This window comes from Oceanobacillus sp. CF4.6 (genome assembly GCF_051262635.1).
GTDB lineage: Bacteria > Bacillota > Bacilli > Bacillales > Amphibacillaceae > Oceanobacillus.
Genome location: NZ_JBIMEX010000007.1, coordinates 1 through 19,879 on the forward strand (window position 1 = coordinate 1; position 19,879 = coordinate 19,879).

General features: G+C 38.5%; 13 protein-coding genes. 2 read left to right on the top strand and 11 right to left on the bottom strand.

The features are described from left to right. Positions 1 to 351 precede the first annotated feature (351 nt). Both ACHABU_RS11815 and ACHABU_RS11820 read right to left on the bottom strand, forming a co-directional pair. Positions 352 to 873, bottom strand: coding sequence for a hypothetical protein (locus ACHABU_RS11815; RefSeq protein ID WP_435765078.1), 522 nt, complete (start codon positions 871 to 873; stop codon positions 352 to 354). A gap of 13 nt (positions 874 to 886) precedes the next feature. Then, positions 887 to 2,059: an Alp7A family actin-like protein gene (locus tag ACHABU_RS11820; RefSeq protein ID WP_435765079.1), complete on the bottom strand. Its 1,173-nt coding sequence runs from the start codon at positions 2,057 to 2,059 to the stop codon at positions 887 to 889. A gap of 1,026 nt (positions 2,060 to 3,085) precedes the next feature. Between ACHABU_RS11820 and ACHABU_RS11825 the strand changes: the two genes are divergently transcribed. After that, positions 3,086 to 4,369 carry a GGDEF domain-containing protein gene (locus ACHABU_RS11825; protein WP_435765080.1) on the top strand — a complete coding sequence of 428 codons (1,284 nt, stop codon included), beginning with the start codon at positions 3,086 to 3,088 and terminating at the stop codon, positions 4,367 to 4,369. A gap of 45 nt (positions 4,370 to 4,414) precedes the next feature. Here the strand turns inward: ACHABU_RS11825 and rlmN are convergent, their stop codons facing one another. The 3 genes from rlmN to gltB form a co-directional block, all read right to left on the bottom strand. After that, positions 4,415 to 5,482: a 23S rRNA (adenine(2503)-C(2))-methyltransferase RlmN gene (gene rlmN / locus ACHABU_RS11830; RefSeq protein ID WP_435765081.1), complete on the bottom strand. Its 1,068-nt coding sequence runs from the start codon at positions 5,480 to 5,482 to the stop codon at positions 4,415 to 4,417. Between the two features lie 161 nt (positions 5,483 to 5,643). Next, positions 5,644 to 7,128 carry a glutamate synthase subunit beta gene (locus tag ACHABU_RS11835; RefSeq protein ID WP_435765082.1) on the bottom strand — a complete coding sequence of 495 codons (1,485 nt, stop codon included), beginning with the start codon at positions 7,126 to 7,128 and terminating at the stop codon, positions 5,644 to 5,646. An 85-nt stretch (positions 7,129 to 7,213) separates the two neighbouring features. Next, entirely contained in the window at positions 7,214 to 11,815 is a 4,602-nt protein-coding gene (gene gltB / locus ACHABU_RS11840; protein ID WP_435765083.1) for a glutamate synthase large subunit, read from the bottom strand. 406 nt (positions 11,816 to 12,221) lie between these two features. Between gltB and ACHABU_RS11845 the strand changes: the two genes are divergently transcribed. Next, positions 12,222 to 14,120 (top strand): SEC-C metal-binding domain-containing protein, encoded by a 1,899-nt coding sequence (locus tag ACHABU_RS11845; protein WP_435765084.1) that lies wholly within the window; start codon positions 12,222 to 12,224, stop codon positions 14,118 to 14,120. 45 nt (positions 14,121 to 14,165) lie between these two features. Here ACHABU_RS11845 and ACHABU_RS11850 read toward each other — a convergent pair whose 3' ends face one another. From ACHABU_RS11850 to ACHABU_RS11875, 6 genes are read right to left on the bottom strand one after another with little or no spacing between them, the layout of a single operon-like run. Beyond that, entirely contained in the window at positions 14,166 to 15,149 is a 984-nt protein-coding gene (locus ACHABU_RS11850; protein ID WP_435765085.1) for a metallophosphoesterase, read from the bottom strand. Between the two features lie 29 nt (positions 15,150 to 15,178). After that, positions 15,179 to 16,978: an ABC transporter ATP-binding protein gene (locus tag ACHABU_RS11855; protein ID WP_435765086.1), complete on the bottom strand. Its 1,800-nt coding sequence runs from the start codon at positions 16,976 to 16,978 to the stop codon at positions 15,179 to 15,181. Between the two features lie 12 nt (positions 16,979 to 16,990). After that, positions 16,991 to 18,169, bottom strand: a complete 1,179-nt coding sequence (locus ACHABU_RS11860) for a nucleotidyltransferase domain-containing protein (protein ID WP_435765087.1) — start codon at positions 18,167 to 18,169, stop codon at positions 16,991 to 16,993. 11 nt (positions 18,170 to 18,180) lie between these two features. Continuing rightward, the gene (locus ACHABU_RS11865; RefSeq protein WP_435765088.1) at positions 18,181 to 18,627 is read right to left on the bottom strand and encodes a lasso peptide biosynthesis B2 protein; all 447 of its coding nucleotides are present in this window, start codon (positions 18,625 to 18,627) and stop codon (positions 18,181 to 18,183) included. 17 nt (positions 18,628 to 18,644) lie between these two features. Next, positions 18,645 to 18,941: a lasso peptide biosynthesis PqqD family chaperone gene (locus ACHABU_RS11870; RefSeq protein WP_435765089.1), complete on the bottom strand. Its 297-nt coding sequence runs from the start codon at positions 18,939 to 18,941 to the stop codon at positions 18,645 to 18,647. Then, the gene (locus ACHABU_RS11875) at positions 18,938 to 19,873 is read right to left on the bottom strand and encodes an HPr kinase/phosphorylase (protein ID WP_435765090.1); all 936 of its coding nucleotides are present in this window, start codon (positions 19,871 to 19,873) and stop codon (positions 18,938 to 18,940) included. The genes ACHABU_RS11870 and ACHABU_RS11875 overlap by 4 nt, the downstream gene beginning before the upstream one ends. Between the last annotated feature and the right edge of the window lie 6 nt (positions 19,874 to 19,879).

A 19,879-nucleotide genomic window follows, 5' to 3' on the forward strand; every position in this document is an offset into this window, starting at 1 on the left:
TGGTTACAAGGTTGCTGACAAATTAACTACACTTGCTAATAGCTAAAATAACATTATACTACTTCATCAGTCCGGGTGAGCGGCGGGCGGTGACTCCTGCGGGAACAGCACGTGTCCGAAGACCCCGCAGAGTGGTTTTCTCGAGGAGGCTGAGGCCGTGCCCGCGGAAAGCATCCGCCCAGAGCGATCCCGGACGGTAGCACGAGCACATGTCTTTCGATATCAGCCAGCAGTTACGTCGTAGTTTATCTCAACTCTGCGTTAATTAAGAAGCAACGAACATAACGAAAATGGCCTGTACAACAAAAAAAATACCGGGTAAGATTTTCATCTTATCCGGTATTTACTATGTTATTTATTCATACTGGAGAAAAAGTCGCCTAAAGGATCTTCATCCTCTTCCTCTTCCACGATTTCATCTTCATTTAGATCCAGGCCATCAAGACTGAAATCATCCAGATCCATTTCCTGTGTCGGTTGTTTTTCCAATTTTTCCTCAGGTTCTTCTTGAAGATATAATGCTTCATCAATATTACTGGAGTTACTGTTCATTGCTGCCAGCAGGGTGGTTGCCCGCATTGGATCACTTAATAAATGATAAAGGATACTGCCGATAAGCGCTTCTGAATGCTCATGCTTTAGCCAGCTCCTTTGTTCCTTTGTAAGCTGCTTTGGTAACGGGATAGTCACCGTTTCCTTTTCTTTTACAAAGGTTTCATTGACCCCCTTAAGTACAAATCCGGCAACTTTACTGGAAAAATTCCTGCGTTCGGTTTCCTTCATATTCTGCAATTGTTTTAATAGATAATCAGGTGTATCAGAGGGAACACGAAAGGTAATCGATTGTCCACGCTCTATACTATTTTTCGTCATGATCTCACCCTATTTATTTTGCCTTAGAAGTAACTTTTTCTTCTTCTTTCTTACCTTTATCAGCTTTTTGAATAAAATCACTAATCAATTTATAATAGGCATTTGCCATCATCCAAATGCTTTCATTTTCATCCTCAAAGAATTCAATATTATAACCATCCAATTTATTATTTAACGCTTTAATATAGTCTTTAAGTACTGCAGATCCACCACCGACAAAATAGCAAATTTCTGATTGGGAGTTCTTCGCCCATACATTCCTTAGGAAGCGGTATTCTTTCTTCGCCAGTTCCAATAGAATATGGTCGGTAATATCGTGTACGTTCGTTCTGCTACCTTTTACCATTATATGGTTACGATCCTTTTTCCTTGTGATGATGTCCACGACATCGCTGCGGCTATCCAGTTCAACACCGTGCTTGGACCGAATTTCTTCCCGTATAGCTTCTAATGATTCAGAAACTCCCAAGTTAAATCCTTGCGCTTTATCATCATCCACATTGCGATTTCTGATTACCGCGATATCTGTTGATAATCCACCAATATCTTGGATTAAGATCTGTTTATCAATTAGTTCCTTATTCGTTACTTTCAAATCATTATCCATTATCAGGTTCACATACGCTGCAAAACCTTCTGGATATACTTTTACTTCTTCAAATTTAATATTTACTTTTTTACCTTGGTGTTTTGGTGTCACAAGAAATTCGACTTGATGCACTGAACCAAGAAGTTGAGAACGATACCCAACATCTTTACCTTCTTTTACTTCTCTTAATGGAAGTCCAGTACCCAATGTATAGGTTGCATCGGTAATACCATTTTTTTCATTAAAATTATCCGTGTCCACTGCATCCAATGCCAGTGCAGTGAATAGCATAATTAGGGTTTGATCTTCTTCTGATTTACTGCTGCCAGGATCAAGTTCCTGTGCATTACCAGTTTTGGTTGCTAGATTACCAACACGATAAATAATATTGTTTTCATTTAAGGCAGGGGAGTGTACTCTAATATGAATATTATCCAATACGTCTTTTTGATCCAATTCCTCAATCCCGATTACAGGGCGATCCTCTAAATCAGGTGCAATCACGTTAGGGATATACAATTCATTTTCAAGCTTTCCAAAGTTTCCTTTTAAAGCATCATTTCCGACATCTACTGCCGCGATTCTCGATTTTATCATTTAGTGATACTCCTCTCATATTTTCCATATACTACTAGAATAATTGTTTTTCATAAAATATACAACAGGACTTTGTATGTATTCTTTTCCGTGTACATGTATACATTTTGTATTCGTTGTTATACCAACATGTACACTATTTTGTGTACATGTTTACATTATTGAAAATAACTTTACTTTTAAAGTATACATGTATACTTTTTTGTAATCAACTAATATCTTCCTTTTAAATTGGATTTATATTCCTTCCCTATTTGTAAGAGCAGAAAAAAAGGATGATGTACAATCACCCTTTACATCCCATTTCTATGAATTTATATTTCTGTCCCAATGTCTGTGGCCGGAAAAAGCTTCTAAAATTCATTTAAGAAGGTGTCTGGTGTATCTCCGTGACACGTCCCCTAAACGATTCAACAACTTGTTTTCCTGAAGTATTCTGACACCGTCATGTGTCGCACATATCGGTTTAAAGTTAGCAAACGCTTGTACAAAGTAGGAACTTTCTCGAAGAACTTCTGAATATATTCCTCACCTAATAACACTGCTACCTTCCTTGTATCCGTTTTTTCCTCGTGTTTCCTCTTAACTTAGAGCCGTAGAAGCCTTTGTAACGGACGAGCCGCCATGTTCATGAGGGTTTATACCTAAATTAACCGCAACTTGCTGAGACATCTCTAAATTAACATTTACAAACATGTCAACTCTACTTGTTATTGAATACCCTTTTCTTTACACTTACCAAGACTTATTATAAAGAAGCCTTTTCCTAAGGTGTCAACTGTCCGAAGCGCTAATCAAACAACAATTATGTCGTAGTTTATCTCAACTGCAAGAGTTAAAAAGCAATAGACATTACGAAAATAGCTTAATTAAACAACATATAATGAAAGATTCAGAAATAATCATAAAATAAATTTATTTTCTAACTATTAATCTAAAAATTGTGCTACTATTGAATAAATAATAGGAAATTATACCCATTAGTAATAAATACTTTTTAATTATCTATGAAAGGACAACCTTATCATGTACAAATTAAAGTTATTTATAATAGGTATTTTCATAACTGGATTAATTGTTGCCATTGCATCTGGGCCGATAGAAATAGACATAGCCCTTTATTTTAAGGTCTTCTTTGTGTATCTCTTTTTTACTACACTTTATTCGCATTTAAAAACAGTTGTAAAAACAGGAAACGTAAATATTGATTACAGCATTTCTTATGGACTATCTTTTGTATTGTTCACTGGTCCATTAGGGTTGTTTTTATTCGAGATTGTTAATCGTTTTTATGTATATTTTTATCGCAAAAAAACAGGAACAGCTGATGAAGATGAATTTATACATACATTTTATAATATTGGTGGGCCTGGATTACTCCATTCATTAGGATATTTTATTTTCTATGGGCTATATCCTTATATTGAAGAAATACCTTTTGGCTATTGGGGCCTGCTAATTGCAATCGTTGCCCTTACAGACTTCTTGTCATCCATACTGCTTCTGGCGATATTCCATATTTCCGGTAGTATTCATACTGGACAGGATGCGTGGGATTTTATTAAAGGTAGGAGCATTTTCGATACGATCAAAAAAGCAGTCTCCAATGGCTTGTTATTCATTTTTATTTTGGAGCAGCAATGGGAAATCCTTATTGCTTTATTTATATTGAATTACCTTGTCAGTCGATCTGCTGTACTTCAATCCAGAAGCATCCAGCATAAAATAGAGCGTGATCGTTTTGAACAGATGGCTTATACCGATTTCCTGACAAAGGTTCATAACCGGACGTACATGAATAAAATTATGAATGAATTAAACGATACCGAAGAACACATTGGGATCATTGTAGCAGATATAGACACGTTTAAACGGATTAATGATACTTATAATCATACGGTTGGGGATAGTGTCATCCAACACTTTGCAACAACATTAAAGAGTTTTCTAAAAGATGAAGACTATCTTTTTCGAAGTGGTGGAGAGGAATTCACCATAATCTTAAGGAATAGAGGCTATCAGGAATGCAGACAATTGGTCGAGCAACTGCAGAAAAGCATTCAAGATACGCCTGCAGTTTCAGAATTTAAAACAAGACAGATAACCATTTCCTACACTGCTTCATTTGGTCTGTATTTTTACCAATCCAATTTAGAAACAACTATTAAACATGCATATATCCATGCAGACGACCTTCTTTATCGAGCGAAGAATCAAGGGAAGAACCAAGTTTCGTCTAAAAATGGCATCATCGATCTACCCTTGTCCGCCAGATATGCTGCTACATCTATAGAAAAAATGGAAATATAAAGCTAAAAATCCCCTCCTGACATTCAGAAGGGGATTTTAGTGCATCTATACAGCTTTTGATTTCTTGATTTGCTTGCTTCTTAACTGACCGCAGGCAGCATCGATATCTGCTCCATTTTCCCAACGGACACCACAGTTAATACCTCTTTCTTTAAGCGTTTCATAGAAAGTCTGGATGGACTCCGATTGACTTCGTTGATAATCAATATGCTCATCAACCGTATTATAAGGAATCAAATTCACATACGCTAAATGACGATGATCTTTAATTAAACTTGCCAATTGAATTGCTTCTTCTCTATGATCGTTAACATCTCTCAGCATAATATACTCATAGGTAATACGCCTGTTTTTCTTCTCCAGATAGTATTCCACAGATTTCATAAGCTTTTCAATCGGGAATGCTTTGTTTATCTTCATAATCTTCGTGCGAAGTTCATTATTCGGTGCATGAAGGGAAATGGCCAAGTTTACTTGGATATCCTTGTCTGCAAATTCATAAATTTTATGGGCGAGTCCACTAGTTGAAACAGTAATATGTCTTGCACCAATATTAAGACCACGATCGTCATTTACTACATACAGGAAGTCCATCAGGTTAGTGAAATTATCAAATGGTTCGCCTATTCCCATAACAACGATATGGCTGACACGTTCGTCATCGCCTCTTGTATCAAGGTGTTTTTGTACATTCATAATCTGCTCCACAATTTCACCACTGGATAAGTCACGACTTTTTCTTAATAGACCACTGGCACAGAACGTACAACCGATATTACAGCCTACCTGTGTTGTTACACAAACGGATAACCCGTATGAAAAACGCATAAGAACCGTTTCAATTAAATTTCCGTCCTCTAATTTGAAAAGGAACTTAATGGTACCATCTTTCGATTCCTGTCTGATTTCTTCCCCCAACGTATGCAGGACAAAATTTTCCTCTAGAAGTTCGATTGTTTCTGTATTCACATTTCTCATCTCGGTAAAATTGGAAACACGCTTTTTATATAACCAGTTCCATACTTGATCGGCACGAAAACGCATTTCACCATGCTCGATAAGCCATTCAGTAAGTTGTTCATATGTTAGTCCATAAATGGATGTTTTACTCATTGTATACCCTCATTTCGATTCATTGCTATTTCTATACTTCATATTACTCCATCTTACACACAGTAGCAAATGGTTTTTGCTGGGGATACTCGCTAACTGCACACCTTTAAATCAAAAAAATATGCTGTGGAAAATGATCCACAGCACATTTATAACGCATATTAAGGAAGCATTGTTTCACCCATTAAGTATAGGTCACATTCTCTCGCTGCTGCTCTTCCTTCATTAATAGCCCAGACAATCAGACTTTGACCACGGCGCATGTCTCCAGCGGCAAATACCCCTTCAACATTCGTATTGAATTTACCGTATGTTGCTTTAACAGTCGAACTTCTAGTCGTTTCAACACTCAGCTCATTTATTAGTTCTTGGTCTGGTCCCTTAAAACCAATCGCTATCAAAACAAGATCAGCAGGCCATATTTCTTCAGAACCCGGGATCTCTTCACGAATTTTTTTACCATGCTCATAGCGTGTTTTAACTTTAATGGTATGCACTTCTTTAACATGTCCATTTTCATCGCCTACAAATTTAGTTGTTTGAACGGCATATGCACGCGGGTCTTCTCCCTGATGAGCCTCCGCTTCAGCATGACCATATTCCACACGGTGAATCTTCGGATATTGTGGCCAAGGATTGCTTTCCTCATCACGAAGCAGATTCTTTTTCTCATAAATATCAAATTGTGTTAAACTCTTGCAATTGTGTCTAACAGAAGTAGCAAGGCAATCTGTCCCCGTATCTCCACCACCTATGACAATCACGTCTTTATCTGCTGCAGAAATATAGTTACCATCTTCTAAATTGGAATCAAGTAGGCTTTCCACATTTGCATGAAGGAAATCCATTGCAGGGTGTATGCCTTTCAGATCACTACCCTCTACTTCCATTTCACGATGAAGTGTTGCTCCACCACAAAGGATTGTTGCATCAAACTCCAGTTTAAGTTCTTCAATTGTAATATCTTTTCCAACTTCGGTATTCGTAACAAATCCAATGCCTTCCTGCTCCAATATAGATACCCGTCTCATAACGATGTCATAAGAAAGCTTCATCTCCGGTATACCATATGTTAAAAGTCCGCCAACACGCTTATCACGTTCAAATACAGTAACAGAGTGACCGGCTTTATTCAGCTGGTCTGCTGTCGCTAGTCCGGCGGGCCCAGAACCCACAACTGCAACGCTTTTACCTGTACGCATTTTGGGAGGATTCGGTACTACCCAACCTTCCTCAAAACCTCTTTCGATAATAGAACGTTCTACTGTTCTAATCGCAACAGCCGGTTCATTTATTCCTAGCACACATGCACTTTCACATGGTGCAGGACACGCGATTCCGGTAAATTCCGGGAAATTATTCATTAGATGTTCACGAGCTAATGCTTCTTTCCACTTGCCCTCATATACAAGATCATTCCATTCGGGTATTAGGTGATTAACCGGGCACCCTGATGTGACACCCTCTATTTCGATGCCGGTATGACATGTAGGTACGCCACAATCCATACAACGCGCGCCCTGCTCTTTAACATCTTCCTCTGCTAAAGGAGCCGTGTAATCGTTCCAGTCTTGTATTCGCTCTTGCGGAATTCTTCCCGGACGGGTTTGTCGATTATATTCCATAAATCCAGTTTCTTTACCCATCAAAAGCCCCCACTTCTGTAAAAGTACCTTCTTATTATTTTTCCAAGGAGGAAACCATATCTGTACCGTGTCCCCTTTTTTAATGTTAAATTAATTCAACTTTGCTTTTTCCCTCTGTAAAGCCATTGTTGCTTTCATCAAAAGCTTGCATTTCTGCATCAAATTTATTTCGTCCACTATCCCGAAGGAAATTAATCCGGTCCCTCATTTTCACATATGCTTTCGGTATTACCCGTATAAATTGTTTCGAGTATTTTCCCCAATAAGAAAGGATTCGTTCTGCGTGTCCGCTGTCTGTATATTTAATATGGTCTTGAATTAAGTTATAAACGGTTTCTAATTCTAATGGATCCTCAACCGGTCCAACATGTACCATTGCAGGATTTACCATTCCAGAGAAGCTATTGTCCTCATCAAATACATACGCCACACCGCCGGACATACCCGCAGCAAAGTTTCTGCCCGTAGATCCGAGGACAACAACGGTTCCGCCTGTCATATATTCACAACCATGGTCACCAATACCTTCTGTAACGATTGTTGCACCACTGTTTCTAACAGCAAAACGTTCTCCAGCAATGCCACGAATATATGCTTCCCCACCGGACGCACCATAAAAGGCGACATTTCCGATAATCGTATTTTTCTCAGGCAGGAAAGTAACTGCTGTTGCTGTTTTAACTATAATCTTCCCACCGGATAATCCTTTTCCAACAAAATCATTGGCATCACCAGTAAGTTTCAATGTCATCCCCTTAGGAATAAATGCACCAAAGCTTTGACCTGCAGACCCATTAAAATTCAATTTAATTGTATCTTCCGGTAAACCTTCTTCCCCATATTTTTTAGTGATTTCGCTACCGAGAAGTGTTCCAGTCACACGATTTATATTACGGATTGCTACCGTAAATTCAACCGGTGTTCCATCCTCAATTGCACTTTCACAAATTGGAATAAGCTCTTGGTAATCCAATGTTTTTTCAATCTCATGATCTTGTTTTTTCGTAGCATATTGATCGATTTTGAAGTCCAATTCAGGACGATATAACAATGCTGATAAATCAAGACCGTTAGCCTTCCAGTGATTGATTTTCTTTGATTCCAATACATCTGAGCGTCCAATCATTTCATTAATCGTTCTGAATCCAAGTTCAGCCATAAGCTCTCTTGTTTCCTCAGCGATAAAACGCATAAAATTAACAACATGCTCAGGGTCACCTGTGAATTTCTTTCTTAATTCCGGATTTTGTGTAGCTATACCAACTGGACATGTGTCCAAATGGCAGACACGCATCATCACACAGCCTAAGGCCACAAGTGGTGCAGTCGAAAAGCCATATTCTTCTGCTCCAAGCAATGCAGATACGACTACATCTCTACCAGTCATCATTTTCCCATCTGTTTCAACCGTAATACGATCACGTAACCCATTTAATAGAAGGGTTTGATGTGTCTCAGCAAGACCGATTTCCCATGGAAGACCGGTATGCTTCAAGCTTGTTCTCGGAGCTGCACCTGTACCGCCATCATAACCACTGATAACGACATGATCGGCTCGACCTTTTGCAACACCTGCTGCGATGGTTCCAACCCCAACTGCGGACACCAATTTCACACTAATACGAGCATTTGGATTTGCATTTTTTAAGTTATAAATAAGTTCTGCCAAATCCTCAATTGAATAAATATCATGATGAGGAGGTGGGGAAATTAATTCTACACCTGGAGTTGAGCCGCGAACATCCGCAATCCATGGGTAAACTTTCTTACCAGGAAGCTGTCCACCCTCACCCGGTTTTGCCCCTTGAGCAACTTTGATTTGAATTTCATCTGCGTTCACGAGGTAATTACTCGTAACACCAAAACGCCCGGAAGCAACCTGTTTTACAGCACTTCTTCTTAAATCGCCATTTTCATCACGTGTAAACCGGTCTGAAGACTCTCCACCTTCTCCGGTATTGCTGCGACCGCCAAGACGGTTCATTGCAATTGCCAAAGCTTCGTGTGCCTCTTTACTGATCGATCCAAAGGACATGGCACCTGTTTTAAACCTGCTTACAATCGCCTCAACAGATTCAACTTCTTCCATTGGCACCGCATGGCGTTTCTTAAATTGAATCAATCCACGGAGTGACTGCAGGTTATCTGTATCATCCGTCAGCATTTTCGAATACTTTTTGAAAAGATCATAATTATTTGTACGCACGGAATGCTGCAATGTTTGAATGGTTCTTGGATTATACTGATGATCTTCTCCATCTTCACGGTACTGGAATTCATCCCCTGGAGAAAGATCGTAATTGCCACCACGATTTTCGACAAAGGCATTTTCATGACGCATTAATGTTTCTTTTTCTATCATATCAAGTCCAATTCCACCGATCCGTGAAGCAGTTCCAGTGAAGTATTTTTCGATGACTTTATCATTAATTCCCAGTGCTTCAAAAATTTGTGCACCACGGTAACTTTGGATTGTGGATATTCCCATTTTCGAGAGTATTTTAATGATGCCTTCTGTAACCGCGTTTACGTATCTTTCCTGTGCATGGCTATTGGTAACGACATTCAACTCACCTTTTTCCAATAAATCAGTAAATGTATCAAAGGCCAAGTATGGATTTATCCCTTCAGCACCATAACCAATCAATGCAGCAAAATGGTGTACTTCTCTTGGTTCCCCCGACTCTAGTAAGATGCTGACCTTTGTACGGATACCTTTACGTATTAAATGATGATGCAAACCGGATACGGCCAATAGCGCTGGAATAGCAGCCTTATCTTTGGATACACCTCGATCGGAAAGAATCAATAATGTAACGCCTGCATCAATGGCGGCATCTGCTTTTTCAAACAATGCTTCCAGTGCGGCTTCCATTTTTCCTGTGCCTTCTTCAGCATTGAATAAAGTCGACAAAGTTGTTGCGCGAAAATCATCCAATTGCTGCGCACGAATTTTCTCCAGTTGATCGTTTAATAGAATTGGTGTTTCCAAACGTATATGTCTACAGTTTTCTGCATTAGGCTGGACAAGGTTTCCCTCTGCACCAATCGTTGTTTCCACCATCGTAATAATTTTTTCCCGAATGGCATCGAGTGGTGGATTTGTTACCTGAGCAAATAGCTGCTTAAAGTAGTTATACAAGAGCTGTGGCTGTTTTGACAGCACCGCAATCGGTGAATCATAACCCATGGAACCAATTGGATCTTTCCCATCTGATACGAGTGGTTTCATAATTTTATTAAGTTCTTCCCGCGTATAACCGAACGCTAGTTGTTGCTGTAGGAGGGACTCTTCACGATAAACAGGCTGGCTGCTAGTAGCCTCTGGAAGATCTTCCAATTCAATTTTGTTTTCAAGCCACTGTTTGTATGGTTTTTGAGAGGCAATCTGCATTTTGATGGTTTCATCGGGAATGATAACTCCCTTTTCCAAATCAATAAGCAGCATTTTACCAGGAGTCAATCGGTCTTTATACAGAATGTCATCCGCAAAAATATCTAATGCTCCTACTTCCGAACCCATCACTACCATGCCGTCTTTTGTAACATAATATCTGGCTGGACGGAGACCATTTCTGTCGAGGGTTGCTCCAATCTGTTTCCCATCTGTGAAAACAAGTGCAGCAGGACCGTCCCAAGGTTCCATCAATGTACTATGATATTCATAAAAATCACGTTTTTCATCTTTGATCTTATCATCATTTGACCACGGCTCAGGTACCATCATCATTGCTGTATGTGCCAGTGATCTCCCTGAAAGATGCAAGAATTCAAATGTATTATCGAATATAGATGAATCACTACCATCTGTATCCATTACGGGGAGAATTTTGTTCAATTCACTATCATTGAAATTTTCAGAAACACAAAGGTTTTCACGAGCTTGCATCCAATTGACATTTCCTCGTAATGTATTAAATTCACCATTGTGTATGGTATACCGATTCGGGTGAGATCTTTTCCAGCTTGGGAATGTATTTGTAGAGAAACGTGAATGCACAAGTGCCAGTGCAGATTTAAAATCCGGGTGGTTTAAATCAATATAAAACGCATCCAATTGTTCAGGAACTAACATCCCTTTATAAACAATCGTACGAGTGGACAAACTGCAAATATAGACATCTTCGTATTCGGCATGTTCAGCTACCACTTTTTCAATGCATTTACGAATCACAAATAGTTTTCTTTCGAAGGCATCTTGGTCTTTTATTTCATCCGATTTTTGGATGAAAAATTGGCGGATTGCAGGTGCACTCTTAGCGGCAACCTTACCAATGAAGGATTCATTTGTAGGAACAGGACGCCAACCGAGGAAGGTTTGTCCTTCTTGTTCAATTAATGTTTCAATAATTTTTCTGCAAGTCATACGAAGCTGTCTATCACGGGGTAAAAATATCATGCCAACCCCATAGTCACCTTCACGTGGAAGAGAAATATTTTCCTTCCCACATTGTTTTTGAAAAAAGCGATCCGGCACCTGAGTCAAAATCCCTGCCCCATCACCAGTACTGGTATCTGCTGACTGGCCGCCACGATGTTCTAAATTACATAATATATTTATCGCATTTTGTACAATATTATGTGTTTTCTTCCCGTTAATATTTGCTATCATTCCGATTCCACAAGCTTCATGCTCAAAATCGGGACGATATAGTCCCTGTTGTATAGGATATCCGTTTCTTGTCATCACAACAGCTCCTCTCTCGTATTCTAAAAAGAGTGAATACTACCAACTGTAGGAATACTCTCTTTATGTTAGAATATTATATCACGAAATTCCGTTAGCATAAAATTCAGATTAGTTAAATCTGTCAAATTTTTAGTAAATTCAGTAAATGAAAACGTTGTCATATTACATGTAGTTAATTTTTTTATATAGCTTTAATACGCGGTATAAAAGGATTTTTAAAAAGTACAATCGAGAATTTGAAGTTTTTTTGACAATTTTTTATTTTTTATTATGAAATGATCTAGATAAACGGAAATTTGTAAAATATCGACTATTATATATAGAAGTTTATTCTTTGGAACTTGAATGAATTGACTCTTTCCCTCATAATAAAAGTGAATGCATAACTAAGGGGTTGTTGATCTTGAGCAGACTAAAAAGAAATGATCCTTGTTCATGTGGAAGTGGAAAGAAATATAAAAAATGCTGTGGTGCGTCCAATGTCATTGCGATAAGCCCTGAAATCTATAACATGGAATTAGAACAATTACATGCCGAGATCATTTCGTTCGCGTTGCATGAACACGGAGATAAAATGGAAGAAGTAGTAACTAAATATCCTCCAGCTTTTTTAGTAGAGGATGAGGAACAATTAGAAACCTACATGACATATGTTAAACTATGGGCAATCATGAATGTCCCTTTATTTGATAATAACCAAACTACCTTTGATCTATTTTATAATAGGCATCTATCCAAAATAAAGCATACACGTACAAAAAATACATTTGCTGAGTGGTCTAAAGCGAAGCCAGGTGTATTTGACATTAGATCGATTGACGAAGAAGCACAAAAAGCAACTGTTTGTAACATTATTACAGATGATATCTATGAGATTCCCTATTTGGAAGATGATGATTTTGAAGAAAATAACATCGCTATCGGGATCGTTGTTCCATATGTACAACACCATAAATTTTTATTTACGATGCTTGAAGTATTTGGAGATATGAGGGAAGAGATTGTAAACCTTACCGGTGTATATACAAATAAAGACGGCGGTTTAAAAAAGAATTTCCCACCATTTTTAGCTGATGTACTTATGCTTGGATCAGACGTTTTAGAATGGGATAATCAAGCACAAGAAATGGTCGCCGAACTATTCACAAGAAATATGAAGACAAAGGGCGCAGATGATGAGATTATTTCTGCAGCTGTTTTACTTTGGAACATCTATTGCAAAAAGGAACACCCCGTATTTAAAAAATTAGGCTCCTATGCTGCAGCCGTAGATTACTTCCTACAAGTTAACTTGACGGATGACCCTATGACACAAAGTCAGATAGCGATAGAATACGGAACAACTGCAACAACTGTCTCAACCAATTATCGAAGGTTAGAAAAAGTCTTAGATGAAGAGATGGCAAACATGATGGAAGAAGATATTGATGGGGACACCGTCCATACACCAGTAAGTTCAAACATGGAACATGAAATGCGGGATATTCATAAACACTTGGAAGGAATGGATTTTTCCTCAGAAGATGAATTACAGACTTATCTCAATGATTTGCTGGCAAATGGTGGAATACCCTCTACGCCTTCCACTTCTTCTCGTGACCTTGCACTGGACAAGTTATTTCAAGCAGCGCAAGCACATGGTTATAGACGAACACAATTAATTAATGAAGCATTAAGCATTTATCCAAATAGTCCTGACGCTTATATACTCCTGGCAGATGATGCAAAAACAATCAATGAACAACGCCAACTTGTCCACCAAGCGATGATTGTTGGAAAGAAAGACTTAGGGAAGAATTACTTCACAGAGAATATAGGCCATTTCTGGTCATTAATTGAAACACGTCCCTATATGCGGGCAAAAGAAACCTATGCTACTCTCATGTACAATTTATCCGATGTTCAAGAAGCAATGCTGCATTACGAAGAATTACTAGAGCTGAACACGAATGATAATCAAGGAATCCGCTATCGTCTATTGCCCATATACATTGAACAAGAAATGTATACAGTAGCACAAAGTTTGATTAAATTTTTTGAAGATGATGGTACTGCGAACTTCTGTTTTAATAACGTTTTAGTGCATTATTACATTAAAGGAATGACTTCCAAAACAAAATCATTGTTGAAAGTTGCCAATAAGCAAAATCCATTTGTAAGAGATTATTTATTGGGGAAAAAACCTATTCCAAATCGCGGTTATACCCATACTGGATTTGGTGATGAAACAGAAGCAATCGTTTATGCTCAGGAACATATACATCTATGGAGTGGAAAGCATAAATTGTTAAAAGAATTATAGGATTGAAAGGCTAGTTTTGGGCATTGGCTGCTTCAACTAGCCTTTTTAATCTCTTCTAAATCGTAGCAAATTTATTTCAGGCGTGTTAAACAATCGAAACTTTATAAAAGATAGCGCATCACTACTCCCCAATCCTGTACTAACATATTGTTTCACTCCACCATATTCCCATATTCCATTTACACGATCCTTTGGAGGGAGAAAGCCATTCGGTTCATACCAAGCTTCAGGAACGAATAGCGCACCGATAAACGGCAATCGAATTTGTCCACCATGATAATGTCCCGCCATAATTAGATCAAAATCACGCCAAATTAAAGCAGAGTTATTTTGAATATGATCGATTCGAATATCAGGTATTGGAAAATGATTAAGAGCAATCACTACATCGGATGCTTGCAGATTGTCAAGTACGGTTAGGTCTTCCCATAACTTTTCTTGGTAAGCATGGTATTTTTCATCTCTGGAGTAGTCCGCTTTTACAATGCCCTGTACTCTCCCGATGTACTGTGGATCTTTTATAATCGATAATTCAAAATTAACAAAGTGAATATTTTCTCCTTCTATTGAAACGGTTTGAATAGACTCTAATAAATGTACTCCTCTTTCTTCCATACCGATAATAAAGTTACTCTTTTCGATGGCTGTATCGATGTGATAACTAGTTGGATCCGTATTTCCAGGGACAAACCAGGCATTCTCTTTTTTATGAATGCCTTCGATTAATGAATAAAAGCTATCATAGCTGGTACTATCCTTGTTGTCTAACATATCTCCAGTGAAAACAATGGCATCATAATCGATCGAGTTAATTGCATGTATTAGTTTTGATTGGTTTTTACCGAACTGTTTTTCATGTAAATCCGTAATTTGGAGAATGTGAAAGTCTTCTAGTTGTTCTGGCAAATGATCGATATCTATGGTCTGTTCAACAATTTTAAATCTATTATTGTCCCAAAAAGTGTACACAACGAGAACAATAAAAATGAATAAAACTCCAAGCAAAATTCTCCCACCAACTTTTCTCACGGCAATTCGCTCTCCAATATTAGTTAATTTTAACGTGTTGCTTTGATTTGATTACTTAAAAGATTGCTAAACATACTCTTCTTCTCCTTGGAAAGTTGCGCAAAGCCACCTTGCTGAATGATTTGTCCCTCTTCTAACACAACGACCTGATCTGCATTTCGAATCGTCGATAACCGGTGCGCGATGACGATAATTGTCATCTTCCCTTTTAATCTTTCCAGTGCCTGCTGGATTTTTGCCTCATTCTCGGTATCTAGAGAACTCGTTGCTTCATCTAATACAAGAATGGATGGTTTTCTTAAAATAGCACGTGCTAAAACGAGCCGTTGCCGTTCTCCACCAGATAGCTTAATCCCTCGATCACCGATAAGGGAATCGAGCCCATTAGGAAGCTTCCCTACAAACTCGGCAGCAGAAGAAAACTCCAGCGCTTCCCAAATTTGTTCTTCACTTGCATCCGGCTTTACTAATACTAGATTTTCTCTTATCGTCGTATTAAATAGAAAAGGATCCTGTGGGACGTAACTAATTGCCCGTCTTAAAGCTATCAGTTTGTCTTTCCTTAAGGGCACGCGATCAATGAGTACTTGCCCCGTCTCCGGTTGGTTAAGCCCCATTAGTATATCGATTAATGTGCTTTTACCCGCTCCGGAACGCCCAACAAAAGCTGTCATTTGGTTAGCAGGGATATCGATATGGATATCTTTCAATGCATAGCCAGAGTTGTTATGTTGATGATAGCGAAAGGAAACATGGTCACATTGAATACTCTGGTTGATTGCTAGCGGTAGGATATCTTGATTTCCTTCTGTCTCGAACTCCCTTGCAAGCCTACACTCATGCTGCAATGCTTTAACTGCTTTGAAAGAAGGAATTGTTGTAGCAATTTGCTCCATCGATGATTGAATCCCAGCTACTGTTGGCCATAATCTTGAGAAAACCACAATAATCAGCATCAGCTGGGCAGCCTGGGCATTAAACATCATTACTGCAAAATAAATGAAGCCAGCAATTAATACAGCAGAAGCAACTTTATAATATAATTGCGATGTCGATTTTAACCTCGTGTACTCAACTTGCTCTGTTTCCATCTTTTTCGTGACAGATCCAAACCAGTCTAATCTCGAACCTTCCAATGTATTACTCTTAATATCTTTAATTCCATTGACCTGATCGGTAATTCCACCGAGATATTCCCTGCCCAATTCATAATTTCTATTTCCTAGAGCTAAAGATCTCTTTAAAAATTTTCGATTAAAAATAATGAGAATCAACCCACAAAGAAGCACAAAAGTAGTAATAGTCGGAGAAAGTACAAATGCCAACACTATTTGTATAAATGAGAAAGCAATAGAAGATATAAATTGCAGAACCGAATATGCTCCAGCAGCAGAACGAGCAATTTCTCCAGTTAAAATATTAATAAGATCTGACTTTCTATTTTTAATGAAAAAACTCCAATTGGCATGGAGTAGGGATTTATAAGTTTCCATACGCATATACCGTAAGAATCCTTGTTGTATCTGTGTATTTTTTACGGTCAGCTGCCGTTTTGCAATATTTTGGCCAATAACAATTAATACGAAGATTCCTAGAATACTAGGCAGACCAATGGATGCTGGAATATTTTCCATAAAACGAAATACACTTAAAATTGGGATTTCCCCAACTCCCATATCAACTATTCCGCTCATGCTGATGAGTGGTACTAATAATAAAATGGCTACACCCTCTAATAAACCAATACCAGCCATGGCAAATAAATTAATATAAACAATCTTTCCGGAATAGGTATGGATTTGTTTTAAAAAATAGATAATCGACTTCATCGGTCTGTCCCCCTAAAGCAATGCATGTTTTCTCGTCTTTCTCCAAGCCCATAGAAATGGTCGTAAAGGAAAATAAAGCAGATGGAAAGCTTTCGGTAATGGTAATGTTTGTTGATCTTCCGGGTATGGATATAGGAAGCTTAAAATAAAAACCAACTTTTGTTGTGAGCTCATTAAGGAAAAGAGATGCCGTTTATGATACCGAGAAATATCTTCCGGGATGGGATCTGTATGTAAATTCACCTTTCTTTCAAGATAAAACACTGCTTGTTGAGCCAATTTATTCGTACATTTTGTGGAGGTTATAGGCCTCATTTCTCGTTTGAACGTTGTATTCAATAACTGAGTGGCCAAAATGATTCCTTGTCCCCCTACCCGTAGATAGCGATATCTCTTTAATAATTGATAGGTCCATTTCCAATCTATATCCTGTTTCATCAACTGTTGAATATCAACCAACCAACGAAGACGGGACCAACCATGACGTGCACCATGAGAAACAAGGAACAAAAACAGATCTTCTCTCCCAAGTAAGTAAACTGGAAAACTCGTAAGCTTGCTGATGCGCTTACGTCCCCATAATTGAGTAAAATTGGGTTCTGGTGCAGGGCCAGGATTTAAACGCCAATGAATTTCAATCTTTATGTTCTGCTGCGGGTGGAAATAGGTCACATGGTGATGTCGCCATTTCCAATCGTTTAATACCGTTTCGATATAGTCGTCTTTTTCATATCCTTGCTCAGAAAAAAGTGCTTCGGCTTTATCAAGATGTTTTATCGGAATTAAGATATCCAGGTCACTGGATGTTCTCAGGGAAATTTCACCATAAAGATCATGAGCAAGTACTGGGCCTTTCAAGAAAATCACCGGGATATCCACGTCCGAACACAATCTGCTAATCTGCTCCATAACTGCACTTAATTGAAGCATCTGAAACGTGTTTCGCTTAAATAGTTGGTTTAGATTTTCAATGACGTATGAAGGTATGACATCTTCCCCAAGATTCTTTAATTTGGGATAAAGGACCGGATACACGCGATGATGCAGGGTAAGATCAATGAATATATCCCAATCAATCGTTTTATAAATGGCAGGGTCCATTTCTCGTCGTCCATCACTTTTTAGTAAATCCAGAATAAGGAGTCCTTCTTTAGGTATGTTTGTTATATCGAGATTATCGCGATTGTTCATTGTTTTCCCCCTTATGTTTCAGACGTTTTAGCAAATTTACGAACGACAGTAAAACGCTCCATTCCCTCTTTGCCCGTTATATAAAAAGGACCACTGCGCAACCATGCATGTGCAATTAACTTCCCAGATTCATCTTTTGCCGTCCCTAAATAAAGTGTACTTTCAATCTGCCGCTTCTCCAGCATTTTCATGGCAGCCATTGCCTTCACAAGACATTCACTTTCCCAGAATGTATAGCGACTCGTTAAATAAATGGATTGAGATATATCAGCTAACGTTCCCCTATTTTCAGGGTTGACGTCCAATGTTGTTTCCGCCATTTGCTGACCTAATGAAGGGACTATTTTTGAGAAAGGAACCAGTTTTAAAATGCGAGCCCACGCTAGATAAAAATAGGATTCAACTAATAGCTTTTTCGTTTGCTTGCTAAAGGATAGAAATAACTTAATCTTTTTCATAGGGGTCTATTCCTCCCTTAAGATGCGAGCTCATCGATAAGATTGATCAATCCCTCTGCATATAGGAGATTGATAAAATATATGACCTGCTCCTCACATACGCTTTCATCCACATCATACTGGGAAACTAGCGTGGAAATAAGTTGTTGAATGGCAATTGGTTCTTTCATTCCATCCCAAATCTCCCCACCAATATCACCTAGGTTGTAGTACTTTCCATTTTGAATGCTCAGCATGACTTTTTCCCCGTCCATATCACTTACAATATTGCCTTCCATCTGACTCACAACATCTTTTAATGAAACAGTCTTCATCCTATAACCCTCTCCTCACTTTTGAATTTAGATAAAATTATGTCCACCAATTCATGGGCAGTAAATCGATCTGTAGGTCTACGTAACTGGTAAAAAACGATCTTATTAACGATGTTCGCTGTTGTTGCAAAATGCCATTCCATTAAACCTGAACGGGAGATAAGAAAGTTCCGGTATGTATGCGTAAATAAAGTGTGTAGTCGTTCCAGGTTCTGGATTGGTATCATTTCAATTTCATCATAATTATTTTTCGTTAACTCAATTACACCAGCAAGAGGCAATGGCTCAGATACAAATTGATCCGCAACCGGGATAGCAAATTTTGATTCCCTATCAATGATTGGTCGGAGTCCTTGCGATTCCATCCCAAACGCTGTTAAACTTTCCTGCCATAGCTTTTGCTGCGGATAGGCAGGTGTCACTATAGGTGTCCCTTGATTGGAAAGAGAAATAGGAATGACATCATCACTTAGGAGCTGGTAGCCTCTATTTAGAAATGCGGATGCTAGTGTTGATTTTCCAGCTCCTGAATCACCTACAATTGCGTATGCTTTGCCGTCTATTGCAATTGCGCTTCCGTGTAGAGGGAGGATTCTTCGTTGCATTAGTAGTGCTCCCATGCAAGTGCCTAGGATGTATAATCGGATTTGGTCTTCCTGGGAATCATTGTAAGGTGAAACAGTTATTGTATTGCCGTTTTCTATTTTAAAGATGGCTACTTCGGGTACTTGAAACATGCATAGGTTTTGTTGGACGTAGAAGTGTTTGTCTGGTTCGGATAGTTGGGACCAAAGAAATGTTAAGACGTTTTTTTGGATAGTAATCTCCGGTGTGTTCTTTAATTCAATTTGTTGTAATTCCGGCAGTTGAAATTCACTGGATATTGTAACACCAAATGCTTTGTACCCAGTGTTCATAGATTTTATTCCCATAAATAT

Coding starts and splice junctions, on each gene's coding strand:
- ACHABU_RS11815 (WP_435765078.1), bottom strand. CDS start 873: ATGACGAAAAATAGTATAGAGCGTGGACAATCGATTACCTTTCGTGTT.
- ACHABU_RS11820 (WP_435765079.1), bottom strand. CDS start 2,059: ATGATAAAATCGAGAATCGCGGCAGTAGATGTCGGAAATGATGCTTTA.
- ACHABU_RS11825 (WP_435765080.1), top strand. CDS start 3,086: ATGTACAAATTAAAGTTATTTATAATAGGTATTTTCATAACTGGATTA.
- rlmN (WP_435765081.1), bottom strand. CDS start 5,482: ATGAGTAAAACATCCATTTATGGACTAACATATGAACAACTTACTGAA.
- ACHABU_RS11835 (WP_435765082.1), bottom strand. CDS start 7,128: ATGGGTAAAGAAACTGGATTTATGGAATATAATCGACAAACCCGTCCG.
- gltB (WP_435765083.1), bottom strand. CDS start 11,815: ATGACAAGAAACGGATATCCTATACAACAGGGACTATATCGTCCCGAT.
- ACHABU_RS11855 (WP_435765086.1), bottom strand. CDS start 16,978: ATGAAGTCGATTATCTATTTTTTAAAACAAATCCATACCTATTCCGGA.
- ACHABU_RS11860 (WP_435765087.1), bottom strand. CDS start 18,169: ATGAACAATCGCGATAATCTCGATATAACAAACATACCTAAAGAAGGA.
- ACHABU_RS11865 (WP_435765088.1), bottom strand. CDS start 18,627: ATGAAAAAGATTAAGTTATTTCTATCCTTTAGCAAGCAAACGAAAAAG.
- ACHABU_RS11870 (WP_435765089.1), bottom strand. CDS start 18,941: ATGAAGACTGTTTCATTAAAAGATGTTGTGAGTCAGATGGAAGGCAAT.
- ACHABU_RS11875 (WP_435765090.1), bottom strand. CDS start 19,873: ATGGGAATAAAATCTATGAACACTGGGTACAAAGCATTTGGTGTTACA.